The 20,416-nt window shown below is 71.4% G+C and carries 20 protein-coding genes; 16 read left to right on the top strand and 4 right to left on the bottom strand.

Translation table 11 applies throughout. The features are described 5' to 3' along the window. The 12 genes from ABD907_RS05930 (at position 1) to ABD907_RS05875 (ending at position 11,658) form a co-directional block, all read left to right on the top strand. On the top strand, positions 1 to 900 hold the full coding sequence (locus ABD907_RS05930) for a F0F1 ATP synthase subunit gamma (RefSeq protein WP_345214833.1): 900 nt from the start codon (positions 1 to 3) through the stop codon (positions 898 to 900). 22 nt (positions 901 to 922) lie between these two features. Next, positions 923 to 2,383 (top strand): F0F1 ATP synthase subunit beta, encoded by a 1,461-nt coding sequence (gene atpD, locus ABD907_RS05925; RefSeq protein ID WP_345214832.1) that lies wholly within the window; start codon positions 923 to 925, stop codon positions 2,381 to 2,383. 38 nt (positions 2,384 to 2,421) lie between these two features. Next, entirely contained in the window at positions 2,422 to 2,682 is a 261-nt protein-coding gene (locus tag ABD907_RS05920) for a F0F1 ATP synthase subunit epsilon (RefSeq protein WP_345215404.1), read from the top strand. A 36-nt stretch (positions 2,683 to 2,718) separates the two neighbouring features. Beyond that, positions 2,719 to 3,096: a DUF2550 family protein gene (locus tag ABD907_RS05915; RefSeq protein ID WP_345214831.1), complete on the top strand. Its 378-nt coding sequence runs from the start codon at positions 2,719 to 2,721 to the stop codon at positions 3,094 to 3,096. A gap of 109 nt (positions 3,097 to 3,205) precedes the next feature. Next, on the top strand, positions 3,206 to 3,901 hold the full coding sequence (gene nucS, locus ABD907_RS05910; protein ID WP_345214830.1) for an endonuclease NucS: 696 nt from the start codon (positions 3,206 to 3,208) through the stop codon (positions 3,899 to 3,901). Positions 3,902 to 4,145: 244 nt separating this feature from the next. Further along, a complete protein-coding gene (locus ABD907_RS05905) occupies positions 4,146 to 5,342 on the top strand; it encodes an N-acetylglucosamine-6-phosphate deacetylase (RefSeq protein ID WP_345214829.1) in 1,197 nt (398 codons plus the stop codon). Further along, positions 5,339 to 6,796, top strand: coding sequence for a glycoside hydrolase family 1 protein (locus ABD907_RS05900; protein WP_345214828.1), 1,458 nt, complete (start codon positions 5,339 to 5,341; stop codon positions 6,794 to 6,796). The genes ABD907_RS05905 and ABD907_RS05900 overlap by 4 nt, the downstream gene beginning before the upstream one ends. Next, a complete protein-coding gene (locus ABD907_RS05895; protein ID WP_345214827.1) occupies positions 6,796 to 7,101 on the top strand; it encodes a hypothetical protein in 306 nt (101 codons plus the stop codon). The genes ABD907_RS05900 and ABD907_RS05895 overlap by 1 nt, the downstream gene beginning before the upstream one ends. Positions 7,102 to 7,317: 216 nt before the next feature. After that, entirely contained in the window at positions 7,318 to 8,727 is a 1,410-nt protein-coding gene (locus tag ABD907_RS05890; protein ID WP_345214826.1) for an MFS transporter, read from the top strand. Continuing rightward, on the top strand, positions 8,724 to 9,578 hold the full coding sequence (locus tag ABD907_RS05885) for a ChbG/HpnK family deacetylase (RefSeq protein WP_345214825.1): 855 nt from the start codon (positions 8,724 to 8,726) through the stop codon (positions 9,576 to 9,578). Before ABD907_RS05890 ends, ABD907_RS05885 begins: the two co-directional genes overlap by 4 nt. Beyond that, a complete protein-coding gene (locus ABD907_RS05880; RefSeq protein WP_345214824.1) occupies positions 9,575 to 10,801 on the top strand; it encodes a CehA/McbA family metallohydrolase in 1,227 nt (408 codons plus the stop codon). Before ABD907_RS05885 ends, ABD907_RS05880 begins: the two co-directional genes overlap by 4 nt. 50 nt (positions 10,802 to 10,851) lie before the next feature. After that, a complete protein-coding gene (locus tag ABD907_RS05875; RefSeq protein ID WP_345214823.1) occupies positions 10,852 to 11,658 on the top strand; it encodes an alpha/beta fold hydrolase in 807 nt (268 codons plus the stop codon). An 11-nt stretch (positions 11,659 to 11,669) separates the two neighbouring features. Here the strand turns inward: ABD907_RS05875 and ABD907_RS05870 are convergent, their stop codons facing one another. Then, the gene (locus tag ABD907_RS05870) at positions 11,670 to 11,909 is read right to left on the bottom strand and encodes a hypothetical protein (protein WP_345214822.1); all 240 of its coding nucleotides are present in this window, start codon (positions 11,907 to 11,909) and stop codon (positions 11,670 to 11,672) included. Positions 11,910 to 12,133: 224 nt separating this feature from the next. Next, complete coding sequence (locus ABD907_RS05865; protein ID WP_345214821.1) at positions 12,134 to 12,565, bottom strand: hypothetical protein; 432 nt, start codon at positions 12,563 to 12,565, stop codon at positions 12,134 to 12,136. Positions 12,566 to 12,681: 116 nt separating this feature from the next. Here ABD907_RS05865 and ABD907_RS05860 point away from each other — a divergent pair, with 116 nt between their 5' ends. Further along, complete coding sequence (locus ABD907_RS05860; RefSeq protein ID WP_345214820.1) at positions 12,682 to 13,164, top strand: GNAT family N-acetyltransferase; 483 nt, start codon at positions 12,682 to 12,684, stop codon at positions 13,162 to 13,164. Positions 13,165 to 13,174: 10 nt separating this feature from the next. Here ABD907_RS05860 and ABD907_RS05855 read toward each other — a convergent pair whose 3' ends face one another. After that, the gene (locus ABD907_RS05855; protein ID WP_345214819.1) at positions 13,175 to 14,500 is read right to left on the bottom strand and encodes a coiled-coil domain-containing protein; all 1,326 of its coding nucleotides are present in this window, start codon (positions 14,498 to 14,500) and stop codon (positions 13,175 to 13,177) included. A 254-nt stretch (positions 14,501 to 14,754) separates the two neighbouring features. Between ABD907_RS05855 and ABD907_RS05850 the strand changes: the two genes are divergently transcribed. The 3 genes from ABD907_RS05850 to ABD907_RS05840 all read left to right on the top strand — a co-directional run bounded on the left by ABD907_RS05850 (position 14,755) and on the right by ABD907_RS05840 (position 18,120). Then, positions 14,755 to 16,014: a hypothetical protein gene (locus tag ABD907_RS05850; RefSeq protein WP_345214818.1), complete on the top strand. Its 1,260-nt coding sequence runs from the start codon at positions 14,755 to 14,757 to the stop codon at positions 16,012 to 16,014. Beyond that, positions 16,011 to 17,024 carry a DUF8094 domain-containing protein gene (locus ABD907_RS05845; protein WP_345214817.1) on the top strand — a complete coding sequence of 338 codons (1,014 nt, stop codon included), beginning with the start codon at positions 16,011 to 16,013 and terminating at the stop codon, positions 17,022 to 17,024. The genes ABD907_RS05850 and ABD907_RS05845 overlap by 4 nt, the downstream gene beginning before the upstream one ends. 127 nt (positions 17,025 to 17,151) lie before the next feature. After that, complete coding sequence (locus tag ABD907_RS05840; RefSeq protein ID WP_345214816.1) at positions 17,152 to 18,120, top strand: tetratricopeptide repeat protein; 969 nt, start codon at positions 17,152 to 17,154, stop codon at positions 18,118 to 18,120. 63 nt (positions 18,121 to 18,183) lie between these two features. Here the strand turns inward: ABD907_RS05840 and glgB are convergent, their stop codons facing one another. Further along, positions 18,184 to 20,394, bottom strand: a complete 2,211-nt coding sequence (glgB, locus tag ABD907_RS05835; RefSeq protein ID WP_345214815.1) for a 1,4-alpha-glucan branching protein GlgB — start codon at positions 20,392 to 20,394, stop codon at positions 18,184 to 18,186. Positions 20,395 to 20,416: the final 22 nt, after the last annotated feature.

Below are 20,416 nucleotides of genomic sequence, written 5' to 3'. Positions count from 1 at the left end.
ATGGCCGGTGAGCAGAGGGTCTACAAGCAGAAGATCAGGACGACGCAGACCCTGAAGAAGATGTTCCGGGCCATGGAGCTCATCGCGGCCTCGCGCATCGGTAAGGCACGCGACGCGGCCAAGGCCGCCGACCCGTACACGCAGGCGCTCATCCGAGCGGTGTCGGCGGTCTCCGCGCACGCGGATCTGGCTCACCCGCTCATCGAGGGCCGCAACGACACCAAGCGGGTCGCGGTGCTCGTGGTGACGGCGGACCGTGGCCAGGCCGGTGCGTACTCCGCGACGGTGCTGCGCGCCACGGAGCGCCTCCTCGCCGAGCTGGTGGAGGACGGCAAGGAGCCCGTGCTCTTCGTCAGCGGTCGGCGCGGCGAGAGCTACTTCCGGTTCCGCGGTCGTGAGATCGCCCAGTCCTGGACCGGCGGCTCCGACGCACCGACCGTCGAGCGCGCGCACGAGATCGCCGAGGCCCTGCTGGGTGCCTTCCTCGCCCCGGTCGAGGAGGGCGGCGTCAGCGGCGTGCACGTGGTCTACACACGGTTCGTCTCCATGGTCAGTCAGGTGCCGGAGGTTCGGCGCATGCTGCCGCTGGAGATCGTGGAGGGCGTCGCGGAGCCCGGCGCGGAGCCGATGCCGCTGTACGAGTTCGAGCCGAGCGCCGAGGAGGTTCTCGACGCGCTGCTGCCCATGTATGTGCGGCGCCGGATCCACGCCCAGCTCCTCATGGCGGCCGCGTCCGAGCTGGCTGCTCGCCAACAGGCGATGCGGACCGCCACGGACAACGCCGAGGACCTCATCAACGAGTACACGCGACTCGCGAACACCGCACGACAGGCCGACATCACCACCGAGATCACCGAGATCGTCTCCGGTGCCGACGCGCTCAGCGCGTCCAGCCGATGAAGCGAGAAGAAGGACAGGACCAATGACCGCCACTGCCACCGACTCGACGCAGCAGACCGGTGCGCCCGGCGTGGGGCGTATCGCCCGCGTCACGGGCCCCGTCGTGGACGTCGAGTTCCCGCCGGACGCCATCCCGGAGATGTACCACGCCCTCACCACTGAGGTGACCCTCGGGGACGAGACCACCACGATGACGCTCGAGGTCGCTCAGCACCTCGGTGACAACATCGTGCGTGCCATCGCCCTGAAGCCGAGCGACGGCCTTGTGCGCGGGTCCGAGGTCACGGACACCGGGTCGCCGATCACCGTCCCCGTCGGCGAGGTCACCAAGGGTCACGTCTTCAACGTCACCGGCGAGGTCCTCAACCTCCAGGAGGGCGAGCAGCTCGACATCACCGAGCGCTGGCCCATCCACCGTGAGCCCCCGGAGTTCGATCAGCTGGAGTCGAAGACCCAGATGTTCGAGACGGGCATCAAGGTCATCGACCTGCTGACCCCGTACGTGCAGGGCGGAAAGATCGGCCTCTTCGGTGGTGCGGGCGTCGGCAAGACGGTCCTCATCCAGGAGATGATCCAGCGCGTGGCCCAGAACCACGGCGGCGTGTCGGTGTTCGCCGGCGTCGGCGAGCGCACGCGTGAGGGCAACGACCTCATCGTGGAGATGGAGGAGGCGGGCGTCTTCGACAAGACCGCGCTCGTCTTCGGCCAGATGGACGAGCCGCCCGGCGTGCGTCTGCGCGTCGCACTGTCCGCGCTGACGATGGCGGAGTACTTCCGCGACGTCGAGAAGCAGGACGTGCTGCTCTTCATCGACAACATCTTCCGTTTCACCCAGGCCGGTATGGAGGTCTCCACGCTGCTGGGCCGCATGCCGTCCGCGGTGGGCTACCAGCCGAACCTGGCGGACGAGATGGGCCAGCTGCAGGAGCGCATCACCTCGGTGCGTGGTCACTCGATCACCTCGCTCCAGGCGATCTACGTGCCGGCGGATGACTACACCGACCCGGCGCCCGCCACGACGTTCGCGCACCTGGACGCCACGACGGAGCTTTCCCGCGAGATCGCCTCGCGTGGTCTGTACCCGGCCGTGGACCCGCTGACGTCGACGTCACGCATCCTGGACCCGCAGTACGTGGGCCGGGAGCACTACGACGTCGCGAACCGGGTGAAGTCGATCTTGCAGAAGAACAAGGAGCTGCAGGACATCATCGCCATCCTCGGTGTCGACGAGCTCTCGGAGGAGGACAAGGTCACGGTCGCCCGTGCGCGCCGGATCGAGCAGTTCCTCTCGCAGAACACCTACATGGCCGAGAAGTTCACCGGCGTGTCGGGCTCCACCGTGCCGCTGTCGGAGACCGTCGAGGCGTTCAAGAAGATCGCCGACGGCGAGTACGACCACGTACCGGAGCAGGCCTTCTACAACATCGGCGGCCTCGAGGACCTCGAGCAGGCGTGGTCGAAGCTCCAGTCCGAGATGCGCTGAGGATCCAGAACTAACGCGAGGAGGTCGCCACCGTGGCGATGAATGTCGACGTCGTCTCGACGACGGCCGCGCTGTGGACCGGTGAGGCGTCCAGCGTGGTGGTGCCTGCCGCGAACGGCTCCATGGGTATCCTCACCGGCCACGAGCCGGTGCTGTCCCTGCTGCAGCCCGGCACCGTGCGGATCACACCTACGTCCGGGAGCCAGGTCGAGGTAGAGGTGAGCGAGGGCTTCGTGTCGGTGGACAACAACGCGGTCACCGTCGTGGTCGAGAGCGGCACGCCCGCGGACGCGAAGTAGGCCTCATTGACGTCGGCGGGGATCGCATGGGCCGTAGTGGCCGCGGTCGCCGTCGTCATCCTCACCGGTCTCGTCGTCTTCGCCGTGCGTGTGCGACGCCTGGATCGCAGGGTCGGTTCCTTCGAGTGCGCCGTACGTTCCGGTGGGCGTGACTGGCGTGGCGGTATCGCCGTTTACGGGGTCGGTCGGGTGCAGTGGTACCGGCTCGTCTCACTCTCCCTGCTGCCGACGAGGACATTCACCCGTGAGAGCCTCGACCTCGTCGAGCGGCGTGGTGGAGCGCCCGACGAGTTCGTCGAGGTGCGCTGTCGTTACGACGGCGAAGAGGTGAGCCTCGCGATGCGCCGGGAGTGCCTCGCCGGGCTGGTGAGCTGGCTGGAAGCAGCGCCGCCGCGTGGGGAGCCGCTCGTCTAGTACTCACACCAGAGGCACAGCCGTCCAGCCCGCTGCTGCGTCTACGCCCTCGACCACCCGCAAGTGCTCGTCCCGTCTGTAGTCCGCTGCTCGTCCAGGAGGTCTCTAGGTGCGCGTGGTGATCGCGAGCTGCTCGGTGGACTACTCGGGCAGATTGAACGCCCATCTGCCGCTCGCCACGAGGCTGCTCATGGTCAAGGCGGACGGGTCGGTACTCGTCCACTCGGACGGCGGTTCCTACAAACCGCTCAACTGGATGAGTCCGCCGTGCCGGCTGGACGTCGCCGAGCCCTCCGAGGAAGAGGCGGCCACCGGGGTGGACGCGGTGTGGACCGTGCAGCACACCAAGAACGACGACAGGCTTGTCGTCCGCATCCACGAGGTCCTCGCTGACCACAGCGTGGACCTTGGCGTCGATCCAGGCCTCGTCAAGGACGGGGTCGAGGCGCACCTGCAGAAGCTTCTCGCCGAGCAGATCGACATCCTCGGCCCGGGACACCAGCTGATGCGGCGCGAGTACCCGACGGCGATCGGCCCCGTCGACATCTTGGCCAGGGACGAGGACGGCACCGCCGTCGCCGTCGAGATCAAGCGCCGTGGCGAGATCGACGGCGTCGAGCAGCTCACGCGTTATCTCGAGCTGCTCAACCGGGACCCGCTGCTCGCGCCGGTGCGGGGAGTGTTCGCGGCTCAGGAGATCAAGCCGCAGGCTCGCGTGCTGGCCGGCGACCGGGGCATCCGTTGCGTGGTGCTCGACTACGACGCGATGCGGGGCATCGATGATGTGGATTCGCGGCTGTTCTGAGCTCTAGCCCAGGCTGCTCCGGGCCCTCGCCCCGACTCCACCGGTTCGACCATGAATGCAACGCGAGACGAGCCCACCCGCATCGGGCGCCAGCCAAGTCGTGGTCGTGGACAACGGGGGCAGGTGTCGCCCTCCGCGGCACAGGCGAGGAGAAGACCCAGCGAGCGCCGCGTCGAGCAGGCGCCTCACGACGCTGGACGGACGGATTCGGGCCAGCACCGCCCAGGGGTGTTGGATGGTCCCCATGAATGAGACTGTCGTGCGTGGGCGAGTGGTCACCAAGGACTCGGTGATCGACGACGGCGTTGTCGTCGTGGACGGGGAGAAGCTCGCCTGGGTGGGCCCCGCCTCCCACGCCGCCGCGGCCGGCTGGGGTGGTGCGCTCAGCGAGATGCCGACTCATGACGGCTACGTGCTGCCGGGGCTGGTTGACCTGCACAACCATGGTGGCGGGGGAACGTCGTTCCCTGACGCGACGACCCCGGAGGACGTCCTCCGGGGCGTCGCAGAGCATCGCCGCCACGGCACAACCTCCGTCGTCGTCTCGCTCGTCACGGCGGCACCCGACGACCTGCGTGACCGTGTCACGTTGCTCGCCGACATCGCGGACTCCGGCGAGATTGCCGGCATTCACATCGAGGGGCCTTTCCTGTCAGCGGCCCGCTGCGGCGCTCAGAACCCGGAGCTGATCATCGCGCCCGACGCCCGCCTCACCGAGGAGCTCCTGCGGCTCGGCCGCGGACACGTCGTGACCATGACGCTCGCTCCCGAGGGTGACGGCGTCCAGGACGTCGCCGCGGCCCTCGTTGCGGGCGGCGCCCTCCCGTCATGGGGGCACACCGACTCCGATCCCGACTCGACCCGCAGCGCGGTCGCTGCCTCGGCCGACAATCTCGCCGCAGGGACGGGACGGTCCGCGCGCGCGACCGTCACCCACCTCTTCAACGGCATGCGGCCCCTGCACCACAGGGACCCGGGCCCGATCGGTGAGCTTCTCGCGGCCGCTGCCCGTGGCCAGGTTGTCGTCGAACTGATCGGCGACGGCACGCACCTGCACCCGGCGATCGTCCGTGAGGTCCACGGGATGGTGGGCCGCGACAGCGCTGTCCTGGTCACCGACGCCATGGCCGCGACAGGTATGGCCGACGGCGACTACGAGCTGGGCAGCAGGACGGTCACCGTCGCCGACGGCGTCGCCCGGCTGAACCCGGGCGGCAGCATCGCCGGCGGCACCGCCCATCTGCTCGACATCGTCCGCACGTCCGTCGACGCCGGCGTGCCGCTCGTCGACGCCGTCTACATGGCCTCGACCGGCCCGGCCGCCGTCCTCGGTGACCCCGGCATCGGAGCGCTCGAGGCCGGCCGCCGTGCCGACGTCGTCATCACCGACGACGGGCTCCATCCCGTTCGCGTCATCCGTCAAGGCAGGGAGATCACATGACTCAGCCCATCATCGAGCGTCGGTTCCCCGACTCCTTCGTCTGGGGTTCGGCGACCGCGTCGTACCAGATCGAGGGCGCGGCGAACGAGGGCGGCCGTGGACGGTCGATCTGGGACACGTTCTCCCACACACCCGGCAAGACGCTGAACGGCGACACCGGCGACGTGGCGGACGACCACTACCACCGGTGGCGCGAGGACATCTCCCTGATGCAGGAGCTGGGGCTGCAGTCCTACCGGCTCTCGATCGCGTGGCCTCGGGTCCAGCCGGGCGGCACCGGCGTGCTCAACGCGGAGGGCGTCACGTTCTACCGCGACCTCCTGGACGGGCTGATCGAGGCAGGGATCGACCCCGTCGTGACGCTGTACCACTGGGACCTGCCGCAGGAGCTGCAGGACGCCGGCGGGTGGGCGAACCGGGAGACCGCGTACGCGTTCGCCGAGTACGCCCGGGCGATGGCCCGCGAGCTGGGGGACCGGGTGAAGGTCTGGACCACCCTGAACGAGCCATGGTGCACGGCCTACCTCGGCTACGCGTCCGGCGTGCACGCCCCGGGCCACACCGATCCTGCCGAGGCTCTCACGGCAGCGCATCACCTCAACCTCGCCCACGGCCTGGCCACCACCGCGGTCCGCGAGGTTCTCGGGCAGGACGCGCAGGTGTCCATCACGCTCAACCTGCACGTCACCCGGCCGGCCGACCCGGAGAGCGCAGCAGACCTGGACGCCGCCCACCGCGTCGACCTCGTCGGCAACCACATCTTCCTCGGCCCGATCCTGGACGGCTCCTACCCGATGGAGCTGACCGAGCTGACGAGACACGTCACCGACTGGTCGTTCGTCCGCGAGGGGGACCTGAACCTGATCCGCCAGCGGGTCGACGTGCTGGGCGTGAACTACTACTCGACCAACTACGTACGCCAGCTCGCCCCCGGTGAGGCACCGGGCGGCGGCTCCGGCGGGCACGGGTCCGGGGCCGGCAGCCCGTGGGTGTCGCTCGACGACGTCGAGTTCCTCGCCCCGACGGGCCCCCTGACCGCGATGGGCTGGAACATCGAGCCCGACGGCCTGTACGAGTTGCTCACCGCCCTGGACAACGCCTACGACGGCCTTCCGCTCATGGTCACCGAGAACGGGGCAGCGTTCGACGACGAGGTCTCCGACGACGGGAAGATCCACGACACGAACCGCATCAACTACGTCGCGCGACACCTGGACGCCGTCGCGCAGGCCATCGAGGACGGCGCCGACGTGCGTGGGTACTTCGTGTGGTCGTTGCTGGACAACTTCGAGTGGGCCTGGGGCTACACCCGTCGCTTCGGCATCGTCCGCGTCGACTACGACACCCAGGTCCGCACCCCCAAGGACTCGGCACGCTGGTACGCCGACGTCATCCGCACCGGCATCGTGAACGTTCCCGCCACCGCGAACGTGGGAGCCACGGAGGGCGTCTGATGCCCTCGTCCCGCCGCTCGAGCCGCCGGCCCTACGGCCAGGGCCACGTGCCGCTGGACGAGGGCCGGCTGCGGGGGATGACGCGCACGGAGCACGGTCCGGGCGGCGAGGAGTACGCCGTTCGGCGGGTCTCCGGGTCAGACAAGTCCTACCGCTGCCCGGGATGCGACCAGCTGATCCCACCCGGCGTCGCGCATGTGGTCGCCTGGTCCACCGAGCACATCCTTGGCGCCCAGGCCGGCCTGGACGAGCGCCGGCACTGGCACAGCTCCTGCTGGACGGCGAAGCGTCGCCCCACGCGTTGAGGCAGGGCCACCGCCAGGTGTCGGCACCTGTGGCCGACCGCGCCCGATCCAACCGCGGGTCCCGCTGCGTAACAGGCGATTCCCGCTCCGTAACAGGCGGTTCCCGCCTAGTGTGAGCGTGACGGCCACGGCGGTCGTCGGGCGGTCGGCGCGGTCGGCCGCGTCCCGCGGACGCAGTCCGACGTGCGCGCGGCGATCGTCGGAGAGGAGCGGACGGTGAGCAGCCACGCCGCACCCACAGCTGCTTCCGACGATGGTCCCGGTCACGCTTCCGACGGCACCGCCGCCCGCACGCCACCGTGGCGGTACGCGATCGGCATGTTCGGCACCTCGATCCCGATCAACATGGTCAAGGGATCGGTGATTCTCTACTACGTCGACATCCTCGGCCTCGACGTGCGCGCGTACGGCGTCGTCATGACGATCTACGCGATCATCGACGCGATCGACAACCCGATCCTCGGCTATCTCTCCGACCGCACCCGGACCCGGTTCGGCCGGCGCCGGCCGTGGCTCGTCGTCGGTGCACCCCTGCTCGCGGCGAGCATGATCGCGCTCTTCTCCGCGCCCGCCGGCCTGGACGGCGTCGCGCTCGTGCTCTGGTTCGCCGTGTTCGCGATTCTGACCGAGGCGTTCGACTCCGTCCTCAACGCGAACTACGGCGCCCTGCTGCCCGAGCTGTTCCCGCGCGAGCGGCAGCGTGCCGTCGCCAACGGCCTGCGGCAGGGCTTCCAGCTGGTCGCGCTCGTCATCTCTCTGGCCGTGACCCCGCTGCTCACCACCCAGGTGTTCGGCACCGAGGAGACGACGGGCGGCTTCGCGACGACGGCAATCCTCTACGCCGCCGTGGCCTGCATCGTCATCGTCTACATGGCGGTCGGTGTCCGCGAGAACCCGCGCTATGCGGCCGACCGTCGTCCTGCGCTCCTGTCCGGCGTCGCAGCCATCGTGCGCAACCCGCTGTTCTGGAAGGTCGGCCTGGTCGGGGCCTGCTACGGCGTCGCGATGGCCCTGGTCCTGTCCGGCGTCCAGCTGTACGTGCGCTACTCGCTCGGCCTGCCGGTCGCCGACGCACTGTTCCTGCAGGCCGTCGTCATCCTCGTCGCGGCCGGCGGGCTCGCCGTGTGGACCCGCATCGTCGCTCGGCGCGGCGCGCTGTGGACCTGGCGCGTGGCGTACGCGATCCTCGCCGTCAGCTTCGCCGGGCTCTTCCTCGCCACCGGACTGGTCCCCGCGATGCTGGCCGGCGCTCTCGTCGGCATCGGTTGGTCAGGAATGCTGGCCACCAACGACCTCATCGTCGCGCGTGTTCTCGACGCCGATGCCTCGACGCACGGTGAGCACCGCGAGGGGCTGTTCCTCTCGGCGTTCGGCTTCTTCGGACGTCTGAACGGCGTCATCACCGGCCTGGCCCTGACCTCGCTCGGAGTCTTCTTCGGCTACAACTCGGGCGACGACCCCGGCCAGGACCCAGGTCTCGCGTTCCGCATGTACCTGTGCGTCTATCCGTTCGTCCTCACCACGATCGGTGCCGTCGCCTCCCGGCTCGTCTCCGTACCCGAGCCGACGGCGGACCAAGCCTTGGGCGGCACCGCGGCGGCCGCCGTCGAGAAGACGGGTCGATGACGCGCCAGCTGGTCATCACGGCCGACGACCTCGCGCGGGACCCGGCTAGCGACGTCGTCGTCCTCGACCTCCTCGGCGACTCCAGCGTCACGGCGACCACACTCATCCCCGTCTCGCCGCACGCGGGCGTCGCGGCACGTCGCGCACGGGAGCTGGACGTCCAGCCGCGGCTGCACCTGACCCTGACGAGCGAGCGCGGGCGCCCGCCCTGGCGAGCGCTCAGCGGCGTCTCGAGCCTCACGGGCCCGGACGGCGCCCTCACCGACGACCCGCACGTCCTCGCCGAGCGGGCGCAGACGGCCGACGTCGTCGCCGAGCTGGAGGCGCAACTGGGCTGGATGCACGCGCACGACCTTCGGCCGGCCGCCGCGGACTCGCACGCCGGCACCCTCTACGGGTTGCACGGACGCTCCGACGGCTCTTGGCTGGCCGAGACCCTCGCCTGGTGTGCACGGAACCAGCTCGCGTTCCGGCTGCCCCGCGATGCCGAGCCCTACATGGGCCGCCTTCCGCCCGAGCTCGCCGAGCGGCATGCCGCGGCCGTGGCCCTCGCTGACGACCTCGGCGTGCGCCTTCCCGACGTCATCCTCACGAACCGGCGCGCGGCGCAGGACCTGGGTTCCTACGAGACCCTCTGCACCGACCTGCTCGCCCGCCTCGAGACCCTCCCGGAAGGAGTCAGCGAGCTGTTCCTGCACCCTGCCGACGACCGCCGCACGGCCGCCGACGGTCGCGACGAAGGCACGCCTGACCGGCTACGCGCCTGGGAAGCGCGACTGCTGCGTGACCCCGTGTGGCGCGAGACCCTGGACCGCTCCGGCATCGAGCTCGTGGGTGGGTGGTGGTCGTGACCCGGCTGGTCCGCGCCCTGCGGTTCGGCCTCGACGATCTCCTCGCCGAGGACCTGCGCACGGTGCCGTTCGAGGTCGACGGCGAGCAGAGCGTCGAGGTGACGCTGGAGTACGACCGCGAGCGCGCCGTCGTCGACCTCGGTTGCGCCGGCCCGGACGGCTGGCGCGGCTGGTCCGGCGGGGCCCGCGAGGGCTTCGTCATCCGCCCCGCCGCCGCCACCCCGGGATACGTGCCCGGGCCGCTCGAGCCGGGGGAGTGGCACGTCCAGCTCGGGCTGTACCGGCTGCCGGTCGAGCCGATCGAGGTGCGGGTCACGATCGAGACGCCGGCGACCTCACAGGTGCCGCCCGAGCCGGCCGGCCGGCGCCAGCCGGCCACTCCACGAGCGAGTGCACGGGCCCTGCCTGCGCCCGACGGGCTCACCTGGTTCGCGGGCGACTTCCACGCCCACTCGACCCACTCCGACGGCGAGCAGTCGCTCGGCGAGCTCGCCGCGCTCGCAGTCCGCAACGGCCTCGATTTCCTCGCCGTCACCGAACACAACACCGTCTCCCACCACCCGCTGCTCGCCGACGTCGGGGCAGCGCACGACATCACCCTCCTGCCCGGGCAGGAGGTCACGACGTCGCGGGGGCACGCGAACGCGTTCGGCGACATCGGCTGGATCGACTTCCGTGAGCATCCCGACCGCTTCGTCTCGGAGGTGGCGGACCGCGGCGGCGTGCTGAGCGTCTGCCATCCCCTCCAGGAGGAGTGGGCGTGGCAGCACCCCCTCGCAACGCTTCCCCGGGCGATCGAGCTGTGGCACGTGACCTGGCTACGCGAGTCCACCGCGACCGCGCCGTGGACCCTCCTCTCGCGCTGGCGGGACGACGCGATCCTGCTCGGGGGCAGCGACTACCATCACCCGCGGCACGGGTACCTGCCGGGGACGCCCGTCACCTGGGTCGCGGCGGAGGACCGCAGCCCGGACGCGCTCCTCGACGGGCTGCACGCCGGCCGCACGGCCATCACCAGGCTCCCGAGCCCGGACGCGCCGGCCCTCGTGCGCATCGGCGACGACCTGGTGGCGCTCGCGGCCGCGGGCACCGTCCTGGGCGACATGGAGGGTCGGCGTCGCCTGCTCCACGGCGACCGGGTGGTCCTGCCCGCCGAACGTGCCGGCACCGGCCCGTTCCGCCTCGAGTCGCCGGGTGGCGAGATCCTCGCGGTCTCGCCCTGAGCACGCCGCAGCCCCGTGCATACTGCTGCAGGCCGTGCCATCCTCGTCGCATGAGTGTGCGGTTGTCGCTGGAGACATTTGGACCCTCCGACGGGCTTCCACTGGTCCTGCTGCACGCCTTCCCGCTCGACTCCCGCATGTGGCAGGACGTCATCAGCGAGCTCGACGACATCCGCGTCGTGACGCTCGACGCGCCCGGCTTCGGTGACTCGCCGTCGCCCCGCGAGCTCGCCGACGAGCTGGGCTGTCCCGTGGCGCCGTCGCTGAAGACCTACGCCGAGGCGATCGCCCTGACGCTCACCGACGCCGGCGTCGACCGCGCCGTGGTGGCCGGCCTGTCCATGGGCGGGTACGCCGCCCTCGAGGTGGCGGAACGCCACCCCGGCCTGCTCGCCGGGATCGGGCTACTCGACACCAAGGCGGGTACGGACGGGCCGGAGGCGCGGGCGAACCGCATCCGCGTCGCCGATCAGGCCGTGGGAGCGATGGGTTCTCGCGCCGTGGCACCCATGGTCGACGCGGTGCTCAGCCCGAGAACGCACCGCGAGCGTCCGGACGTCGTCGCGACGGTCAGGGACTGGTTGGCCACGGCCCCTCCGAACGGCGTCTCGTGGGCGCAGCGGGCCATGGCGGCCCGACCCGATCGGCTGGCGGTTCTCGAGCGTCTCGAGGTGCCCGGCCTGGTGCTACGCGGAACCGACGATGCCAGCAGCAGCATGGACGACGCCGAGGCGATGGAGCACGCCCTGCACGACGGCGAGCTCGTCGTCGTCCCGCGCGCCGGTCATCTCAGCGCGGTGGAGGAGCCCCGCGAGGTGGCGACGGCGCTGCGGTCGCTGTACATGCGCTGCCGCTGAACGGCTGAGACTCAGGGCGACACCGACGTTCGCGGACCGGCAGGATGGCGCCGCCCACGACCGCGCAGGCCCATGACGAGGACGATGGCCATCACCGCGGCGGACCCGACGACGGGCACGGCGATCGCCACGAATATCAGGGCGATGCGCTGCAGAAGGTTCGACGTCATGGGCCACGCAGCAAGAGCGGCGGCGACTCCGAGAATCCAGAGGACGACCACCATGACCTCGGTCGCGTTCAGTGCGAACATCGAGCTCGCCACCTCCTCGGGATAGGGCCGTTCGTGTTCGTCAGCTGACGGACGAGCGGCCGTCGAGCATCCGGCCGGGGCCCTTGCTCGACCTGTCCTTCCTACACCGACAGAGCTGAGCCGTCCACAGCCGCGACCGGTTCCGTCCGGAGGTAGGTGGGCGTGCGGTCTTTGGATTCGTGGACGTGCGGATCTCGGGCAGCGCGCCTGCGTACTGCGGGCCCTCAGCCCGTGGAGCTGCGCCAGGCCGGCTGCACCCGATCGAGCGCGACGTCGAGCGCGATCGAGTCGCCGTCCTTGCCGGAGGCACCGATCACCAGCGGGGGATCCGACGGTGCGACCTCGGCGCCGCGGAGCCGGTCCGCCAGGCTCAGCTTGCCGGTGAGGATGTAGAACTGACCGTCGGTACCGACCGCCACGGTGCGGTCGCGGCGCAGGTACCAGCCGCTGACGTCGGTCCGGGCCGTGCCACGACCGTTGTAGTCCTGCAGCCGCAGGGGTTCCGGTTCGGGCCCGGACCGTTCCGCGGCGGCGACGAAGGCGGTCAGCATGGCGCGCGCACGCTCGTTCTCGGCCCGGCGCCGGCGATCCAGCAGCTCGGCCTTTGCCGCGGCGTCCTCCCGGCGCCGCTCCGCCCAGGACTGCGTACCGTTCACGCTGCCAGCCTACGGCCGTCCGGCCGACCCTGAACCGCTGCGTCGGGAAACGTGGCAGCCGGTCAGGCAGCCCACCACGGTCGAGTGCCCCGTGATGGCCGATCTAGGCTGGGCGTATGCCGACCAGGAACGCCCCGATCCGCCCTGCCACCGTGCTCGACACCGCCGCGGTGGCCGCGGTGCACCTCCAGGCCTGGCGCGAGACCTTCGGTGACCGTGTTCCGGAGGAGGTCTACACGGATCGGGCGGTGCGTTGGCCGGGGGAGTGGGAGGCCACGCTGGCCGACCCGGACGGCCCCGCCACGTGGCTCGCCGAGCGTGACGGCGAGGCGGTGGGGGTCGCCCAGGCGGTGGCTACCGGCGCCGGCAAGATCCGCTCGCTCGAGCTGAAGTACCTCTTCGTGCTCGCCGCCGAGCACGGCAGGCGTACAGGCACCCACCTGCTCGAGCTCGCAGTCGGGGACGCGCCCTGCCTGCTGTGGGTGGTCGAGGACAGCGAGGAAGCGATCGGCTTCTATCGGCAGCACGGATTCGAGCTCGATGGCGCCCGGCGCCCGGCCGTCGACGGTCACCTCACCGAGGTCCGCATGCTCCGGTGACGGCTCGGCCTCAGCGCTTGGGTCGCGGGGCCTCGTCCGTGGGTGCGGTGCCCTCGCCGGCGTCGGACCTCTGGTGCTCGCCGTCGTCGCCCGCAGGCTTCGACGTCGGCTCGGCGGAGCCTGCGCGCTCGGGCTCCGCGGGGGTCGCCTGACCCTTCGGCGCTGGTGAGGTCGGTTCGGCCGAGGCCACCTCGGCTGAGACCGGGCCGGGTGCGGTCGACTCGTCCTCCGCAGCGGTCGCAGTGTTGACCGGCCCGTCCACCCCGGCCCCGGACGAGACCGGAAGGTCATCGGCCGGTGGCGCGGGCGGCGGCGTCTCGCCCTCCCGGTTCGCGAGCAGGGTCCGCATGTCGTCCAGGTAGGACGAGATCGACTCGCGCTGCTTGGTCAGCTCCTCCACCTGCCGGGCCGCGGTGGCCCGGGCCGAGTCGGCGGCCGACTCGGCCTCGGTCCGCAGACGTGCGGCCTCGCCGCGGGCGTCATTGAGGGTGCGCGCGGCCTCGGACTCCGCCTCCTCGCGCCGGGTCCGGGCCGCCCGGTCCGCCTCGAGCACCATCTTCTCGGTGCGCTCGACGGCCTCGGCGAGGCGCCGTTCGGCCTCCCCGGCCCGACGCTCGGTGTCCTGGACGACCGCGGCCGTCTTCGCGACCGCCTCGTCGTGAGCCTCCTTGGCCGCCTGCTCCGCCTCGGCGCGCAGCTGGACGACCTCGTTCTCCGTGCGCAGCCGCAGCTCGGCGACCTCCTTCTCGGCCAGCGCCCGGGCGAGCCCGACCTCCCGCTCGACCCCGGCCCGCTTCTCCGACACCTCGGTCTCGATCCCGATGCGCAGGCGCTCGGCCTCTCGCTCCGCCGAACCGACAAGTTCCTCCGCGCGGCGCCGTGCGTTGTCCTCGCTGGTCTGTGCTGTCTCGTTGGCGGTCCGGGTGACCTGCTCGGCCTCGCGGCGCGCGTCGGCGAGCAGCGTCCCGGCCTCCTGCTCCGCCTGCTGCGTCAGCGAACGGGCGGCCTGCTCCGCTCGTGTCACGATCCGCTCGGCGTCGGCGTTCGCACGCGAGACGACGTCGAAGGCCTGCTCCTCGGCCGAGCGCAGCAACCGCTCGACGCGCGAACCGAGACCCGCGTAGCTGGGCCGCTCGTTCTCCTTCAGGTGCAGCTGCGCCTCCGAGAGCTCGCCCGAGACCTTCAGGAGGCGCGCGTCGAGCGCACCCACCTTGTTCCGGGCGTCCGCAAGGGCTGTCTCGAGGGCGTGCAGTCGCTGGTCCACCTGGGCGCGGTCGTACCCGCGGATGACCACCGGGAAGGCCGGGCGGTCGTCGTGGTCGGCGGGCTGGTTCATCTCCGGGGCTCCTGACGCTCGTGTTACCTCGACAAACCGTAGTCGGCCCGCGGTGCCAGCAGAAACGGTGACACGTCCCAGACGGCGTCCAGGTGCCGTCCAGACAGCGTCGACGCTGGTCCGGCTACCCTTGTGAGGCGCCCCAGCACCGGAGTGAAATGGCGCACGACGGGGCACACCGCTTGATCGAGATACGTATTGTGACGTGCTGACGATGCCGTTTCGGGCATCCCGACGGGAGGACACCCACTCACGTGACACGACGGATCATCTCCGTCGCGCTGATCGTCCTGGGGCTCGTCGCCGTCCTGGCGGCGATCGCCTCCGCGACCATCTGGCGCCCGACGGACACTGCAACGCTCTCGCTGCCCTCCCGTCCGGACGCTCCCGTGGTCGTCTCCGACCCGGGCGTGCTCGACGCCGTGGCGCCCGAGGTCACCATCCGCGCGACGGCGGGTGACGACCAGCCCGTGACCCTGGCCATCGGCCGGAGCGCCGACGTCGACGCCTGGGTCGGCGAGGCCGCGCACCAGCGCATCACCGGCCTGGCCTCTTGGGAACAGCTCGAGGTGGGCACTTCGGGCGCCGAGAGCCCCGAAGCCACGGACGAGGCCAGCCCGACCGGCGAGGGCACCGAACAGGCTACGGAGGCAACCTCGCCGACGGAGGGGTCCACCGAGGAGTCAACCGGGAACGACGGCGAAGGGGAGTCTTCCGAAGGGGAGACGACCGTCCCGAACCCCGCCGGCTCCGACCTCTGGGTCGCCGAGCAGACCGGCACGGGATCCGCCGAGATGCAGTGGACCGACCAGGAGGGCCGTTGGAGCCTGCTCGCCGCAACCGACGGCGCGGGCCCCGCCCCCGAGGTCTCCCTCACCTGGCCGGTCGAGGTACGCACGCCGTGGCTCGTGCCGGGCATCATCGCGGGTGCTGTACTGATGCTCTTGGGCATCGGGCTGCTCATCCTCCAGATCCGCGCCGACCGACGGGTCAGCCGCAGGGCCGCGACCGTGGACGCCCGCGCCGACGAGACCGCCGTGATCACCGCCGTCGGCTCCGAAGACACCCGGCGCGAGCACGGCCGCCGCAGCCGCCGTAGCCGCCGTGACGCCTCACCCGAGGCGACGGCCGCCGCGGCGCTGGACGACACCTCGACGACGGACACGACGACCCGGGCGGTCGACGAGGCCGGCACCGCTCGAGGCGCCGGCATCCTGCCGGCGTCTCCGCGTGCCGCCGAGCTCCGGACCGCACGGGACCCCGACCAACGGTCGGACGGCGATGCCTCCGACGACGCGCGATGCCAGGCCGAGCTCGATCACCAAGGTAGTACCGACCATGAAGGCACTGCCGCTCACGAAGGCACTGCGGGCGCCGACGAAGGAGCCCGCGCCGACGACGCCACGCCGACGGCACCGGCCTCCGGCTGGCGCGCCATGTGGGGCTTCGGCACCTCCAGCGAGACGAGCACCGACGAAGGCCCGGCCGACGACGAAGGGAAGGAGCAGCGATGAGTGCACGCCGCGCCCTCGCCGGGCTGACCCTCGCGATCTCCGCCGGGCTCCTCGCCGGCTGCACCACCGAGCTGCCGCAGCCGCAGCCCGAGGCGGCCCCCGAGACCCCGCCGCCCGCCCTGGACAGCGCGCGGCTCGAGGACATCCTGTCCGAGATCGACGCCACCCTGGCCGAGGCGGACGAGGCCAGGGACGCCGAGCTTCTCGGCCCCCGGATCATCAGCCCCGCGCAGGACATGCGCGCCGCCGAGTACCGGCTCGCCCGGGCCACCGACGGTGACTTCTCCCCGCAGCCCATCGTCACGGCCCCGCAGGTCGCTGCGGTCGCCGCTGCCGAGGGCTGGCCACGACCGGCGATGGTGGTCACCGAGATCCCGGAGGGTGAGAACCTGCCGCTGCTGCTCGGTCTGACTCAGCAGAACCCGCGCGATCCCTACTCGCTCTGGGGCTGGGTCACCCTCTTTCCGGGCATCGAGGTGCCACCCATGGCACGGCCGGAGACGGGCTCCGCCGCCGTGCCGCCGGATGCGGAGGGACTCGTGGCCACGCCGGAAGAGGTCGTCGCCCGGTACGCCCAGACCCTGAACGACAACGACAGCGAGCACGCCGACGCCTTCGCGGACGACCCGTACAAGGACACCTCGCGATCGACCACCCAGGAGCTGGACGACGCCATCGAGGCCGCCGGCTCGGCGTCGGTCGAGGCCGAGGTCGCCGACGACGGCCCGCTGTCGCTCGCCACGGCCGACGGCGGCGCCATCGTCCTCGGCGAGCTGCGCTCTACGCTGACGATGAGCCGCACCGTCCCGGAGAGCGAGCTCACCGCAGGTGGCAACATCGCGGCGCTCCTGGACGACGACGAGGTGGTCGGGACGGTCTCCGGCGTCTCCGACGTCACGGTGGCGTTCTACGTGCCGCCGGCCGGAGCCGAGGACGAGACGATCAGGCCCATCGGCGCGACGAGCGTCCTCACAGAGGTCAACCGCGACGACGAGGCCGCGCCGGAGTAGCAGAGCTCTGAGGCTGGGGCCGCTCCCGAGCACCGCCGGCACCCCTACGTCGCGCCCCTCGCGCCGCGAGCGGCGTAGGGTTTCCCCCGGACCGACCAACCGAAACCGAGATCAGGGACCACCAGGGATGAGCCAGCCCACGTCCGGTATGAACCTCCATGGCGCCGTCGACCTCTCGGCGCTCGCCCAGAGCCGCCCCGGCCAGGCCGGGAACGGCGGTGCGCCCGGCGCGGGGCCCGGGGCCCCCGCCGGCGCCAGCGTGCCCGGTGAGCTCGTCATCGACGTCACCGAGGCCACGTTCGGGGACCTCGTCCAGCGCTCCTCCCAGGTGCCGGTGCTGGTCAATCTCACCTCCGCGCGCTCGGCCGCCTCCGCCGAGCTCACCCCCGTGCTGGAGAAGCTGGCCCGCGAGTACGGCGGAAGGTTCCAGCTCGCCAACATCGACGCGGACAACAACGCACAGGTCGCCGGGGCCTTCCAGGTGGAGTCCCTGCCGACCGTGGTCGCCGTCGTCGGTGGCCGTCCCGTCCCGCTGTTCCAGGGCGCCTACCCCGAGGACCAGCTCCGCCAGGTCCTCGACGAGGTCCTGAAGCTCGCGGCGCAGTCCGGCGTGACCGGTGTGCTGCAGCCCTCCGGCGAGCCTGCCGAGGGAGCCGAGCAGGAGCCCGAGGAGCCACCGCTGCCGCCGCTGCACGCCGAGGCGATGGCCGCCATCGAGAGCGGCGACCTCGCCGCCGCCGAGGAGGCCTACACCAAGGCCCTCAAGCAGAACCCCGCCGACGGCGAGGCGCACGCCGCGCTCCTGCAGGTCCAGCTCATCCGCCGGGTCGAGGCCCGTGACCCCGACGAGGTGCTGGCCTCCGCCGCCGAGGCGGCACCGAGCGACCTCGAGGTCCAGCTCTCGGCCGCCGACGTCGAGGCGACCACCGGCCAGTTCGGCGCGGCCTTCGAGCGGCTGCTCGCGGTCGTGGGTGCCACAGCCGGGGAGGACCGGGACAGGGCCCGCGTGCGGCTGGTCGAGCTCTTCGAGATCGCCGGACCGACGAATCCCGAGGTCGGCCCGGCCCGCCGGGCGCTCGCCAGCGCGCTGTACTGACCAGCGCGCTGTACCAAGCCGTCCCGGCGATGTCCTCGGCGGGTTACGGGGTACTCGGGCGGGTTACGGGTGCTCGGGGACCAGCCAGACGGCCCCCATGGGCGGCACCCGCAGGGTCGCCGACGCGGGATAACCGTGCCACGGTGAGTCCTCGGCCACGACCCGGCCGAGATTCCCGACGCCGGAACCGCCGTACTCCTCGGCGTCGGTGTTGAGGGCCTCCAGCCAGGTCCCGCTCTGCGGCAGGCCGATCCGGTAGTCCTCGTGCGGGGAGCCGGCGAAGTTGACGGCGCAGGCGACCACGTCCGGCGCGCTGCCACTGCCGCTACCTCCGTCGTCGACGGGCTTCTGCCGCCTCAGGTAGCTGAGCATGTTGTGGTCGCCGTCGCCCGCCTCGATCCAGGCGAACCCGTCGTGCGAGAAGTCGTCGGACCAGAGCGCCGGCCGGGCGCGGTAGATCTCGTTGAGCCGCGCCACGAGCCGGGAGACGCCCGCGTGCCCGGCGTCGTCCAGGTGCCACCAGTCCAGCCCGCGGGCCTCGCTCCACTCGGCCTCCTGAGCGAACTCCTGACCCATGAACAGCAGCTGCTTGCCCGGGTGCGACCACTGGTACGCCAGGAGCGCCCGCACGCCGGCCAGCTGCTGCCACCGGTCGCCCGGCAGCTTCCGCAGCAGCGAACCCTTGCCGTGCACCACCTCGTCGTGGCTCAACGGCAGCACGAACTGCTCCGAGAACGCGTACACCAGCGAGAACGTCAGCTCGCCATGGTGGTAGCGGCGGTTGATCGGCTCCTCCGCGAGGTAGCGGAGGGTGTCGTTCATCCACCCCATGTTCCACTTCAGGCCGAAGCCCAGGCCGCCCACCGACGTCGGGGCCGTCACCCCCGGGAACGCCGTCGACTCCTCGGCGACCATGACGATGCCCGGCACCTTGCGGTACGCCGTCGCGTTGGTCTCCTGCAGGAGGCTGATGGCCTCGAGGTTCTCCCGGCCGCCGCGGGCGTTGGGCCGCCACTCGCCGGCCTTGCGCGAGTAGTCCAGATAGAGCATCGAGGCGACCGCGTCCACGCGCAGCCCGTCGATGTGGAACTCCTCGAGCCAGTACAGGGCGTTGGCGACGAGGAAGTTGCGGACCTCGTGCCGACCGAAGTTGAAGACGTACGTGCCCCACTCCTCGTGCTCACCGCGCAGCGGGTCGGGGTCCTCGTACAGGGCGGTGCCGTCGAACCGGGCCAGCGCCCAGGCGTCCTTCGGGAAGTGGGCGGGCACCCAGTCGACGAGCACCCCGATGCCTTCCTGGTGCAGCCGGTCGACCAGGTGGCGGAACTCGTCGGGGGTGCCGAAGCGGCTCGTCGGCGCGTAGTACGAGGTGACCTGGTAGCCCCAGGACCCGCCGAACGGGTGCTCGGCCACCGGCATGAGCTCGACGTGGGTGAAGTTGTGCGAGCGGACGTGCTCGATGAGCTCGTCGGCGAGCTCGAGGTAGCTCAGCCCTGGCCGCCAGGAGCCGAGGTGCACCTCGTAGAGGCTCATCGGGCCGGTGTGCGGGTCGTTGGCGGCGCGCTGTGACAGCCACGCGTCGTCACCCCACGTGTACGTGGACTCGTCCACCACGGAGGCGGTCGACGGCGGCACCTCGGTGCGCCGGGCCATCGGGTCGGCCTTCTGGTGCCAGCTGCCGTCGCGGTACCCGATCTCGAACTTGTAGCGCTCGCCGGCGCCGATGCCAGGGACGAAGAGCTCCCACACGCCGGTGGACCCCAGCACCCGCATCGACGTGCCGCTGCCGTCCCAGGAGTTGAAGTCGCCGACGACCCGAACGGCCCGTGCGTCGGGCGCCCACACGGCGAAGCCGACGCCCTCGACCTCACCGAGGGCGCTGGGGTAGCGGTGCACGTGGGCGCCGAGCGCCTTCCACAGCTCCTCGTGGCGGCCCTCGCCGATGAGGTACTGGTCCATCTCGCCCACGGTCGGCAGGAACCGGTACGGGTCGTCGGTGTCGACGGTGCGCTCGCCGTAGGTCACGCGCAGCCGGTAGTCGGGCACCTCGGTACCCGGCACGACGGCGACCCATACGCCGTCCTGCTCGTGCACCGCGTCGTGGGTGCCGTCCGCCGTGACGACGGTGACCGCGTCGGCCAGGTGCCGTGCCGTCCGGATCGTGACGCCGGCCGGGCCGGGATGCGCGCCGAGCACGGCGTGCGGGTCGTGGTGGCGGCCGAGGGCGACCTCGTGCAGCAGGCCAGGGTCGACCGGGGCCGGAGTTTCGTCCATGCTGCTCACTCTCCCATCCTTG

The organism is Georgenia halophila, assembly GCF_039541595.1.
The sequence above is the reverse complement of the archived record's forward strand: the minus strand, read 5'-3'. Positions and strand labels throughout refer to the sequence as shown.

What these genes read in the sequence shown, in the direction of transcription:
- ABD907_RS05885 (WP_345214825.1), top strand. Translation starts at nt 8,724, where the DNA reads ATGACGCGCCAGCTGGTCATCACGGCCGACGACCTCGCGCGGGACCCG.
- ABD907_RS05845 (WP_345214817.1), top strand. Translation starts at nt 16,011, where the DNA reads ATGAGTGCACGCCGCGCCCTCGCCGGGCTGACCCTCGCGATCTCCGCC.
- ABD907_RS05900 (WP_345214828.1), top strand. Translation starts at nt 5,339, where the DNA reads ATGACTCAGCCCATCATCGAGCGTCGGTTCCCCGACTCCTTCGTCTGG.
- ABD907_RS05855 (WP_345214819.1), bottom strand. Translation starts at nt 14,500, where the DNA reads ATGAACCAGCCCGCCGACCACGACGACCGCCCGGCCTTCCCGGTGGTC.
- ABD907_RS05875 (WP_345214823.1), top strand. Translation starts at nt 10,852, where the DNA reads ATGAGTGTGCGGTTGTCGCTGGAGACATTTGGACCCTCCGACGGGCTT.
- ABD907_RS05920 (WP_345215404.1), top strand. Translation starts at nt 2,422, where the DNA reads ATGAATGTCGACGTCGTCTCGACGACGGCCGCGCTGTGGACCGGTGAG.
- ABD907_RS05860 (WP_345214820.1), top strand. Translation starts at nt 12,682, where the DNA reads ATGCCGACCAGGAACGCCCCGATCCGCCCTGCCACCGTGCTCGACACC.
- ABD907_RS05840 (WP_345214816.1), top strand. Translation starts at nt 17,152, where the DNA reads ATGAGCCAGCCCACGTCCGGTATGAACCTCCATGGCGCCGTCGACCTC.
- atpD (WP_345214832.1), top strand. Translation starts at nt 923, where the DNA reads ATGACCGCCACTGCCACCGACTCGACGCAGCAGACCGGTGCGCCCGGC.
- ABD907_RS05895 (WP_345214827.1), top strand. Translation starts at nt 6,796, where the DNA reads ATGCCCTCGTCCCGCCGCTCGAGCCGCCGGCCCTACGGCCAGGGCCAC.
- ABD907_RS05905 (WP_345214829.1), top strand. Translation starts at nt 4,146, where the DNA reads ATGAATGAGACTGTCGTGCGTGGGCGAGTGGTCACCAAGGACTCGGTG.
- glgB (WP_345214815.1), bottom strand. Translation starts at nt 20,394, where the DNA reads ATGGACGAAACTCCGGCCCCGGTCGACCCTGGCCTGCTGCACGAGGTC.
- ABD907_RS05930 (WP_345214833.1), top strand. Translation starts at nt 1, where the DNA reads ATGGCCGGTGAGCAGAGGGTCTACAAGCAGAAGATCAGGACGACGCAG.
- ABD907_RS05870 (WP_345214822.1), bottom strand. Translation starts at nt 11,909, where the DNA reads ATGTTCGCACTGAACGCGACCGAGGTCATGGTGGTCGTCCTCTGGATT.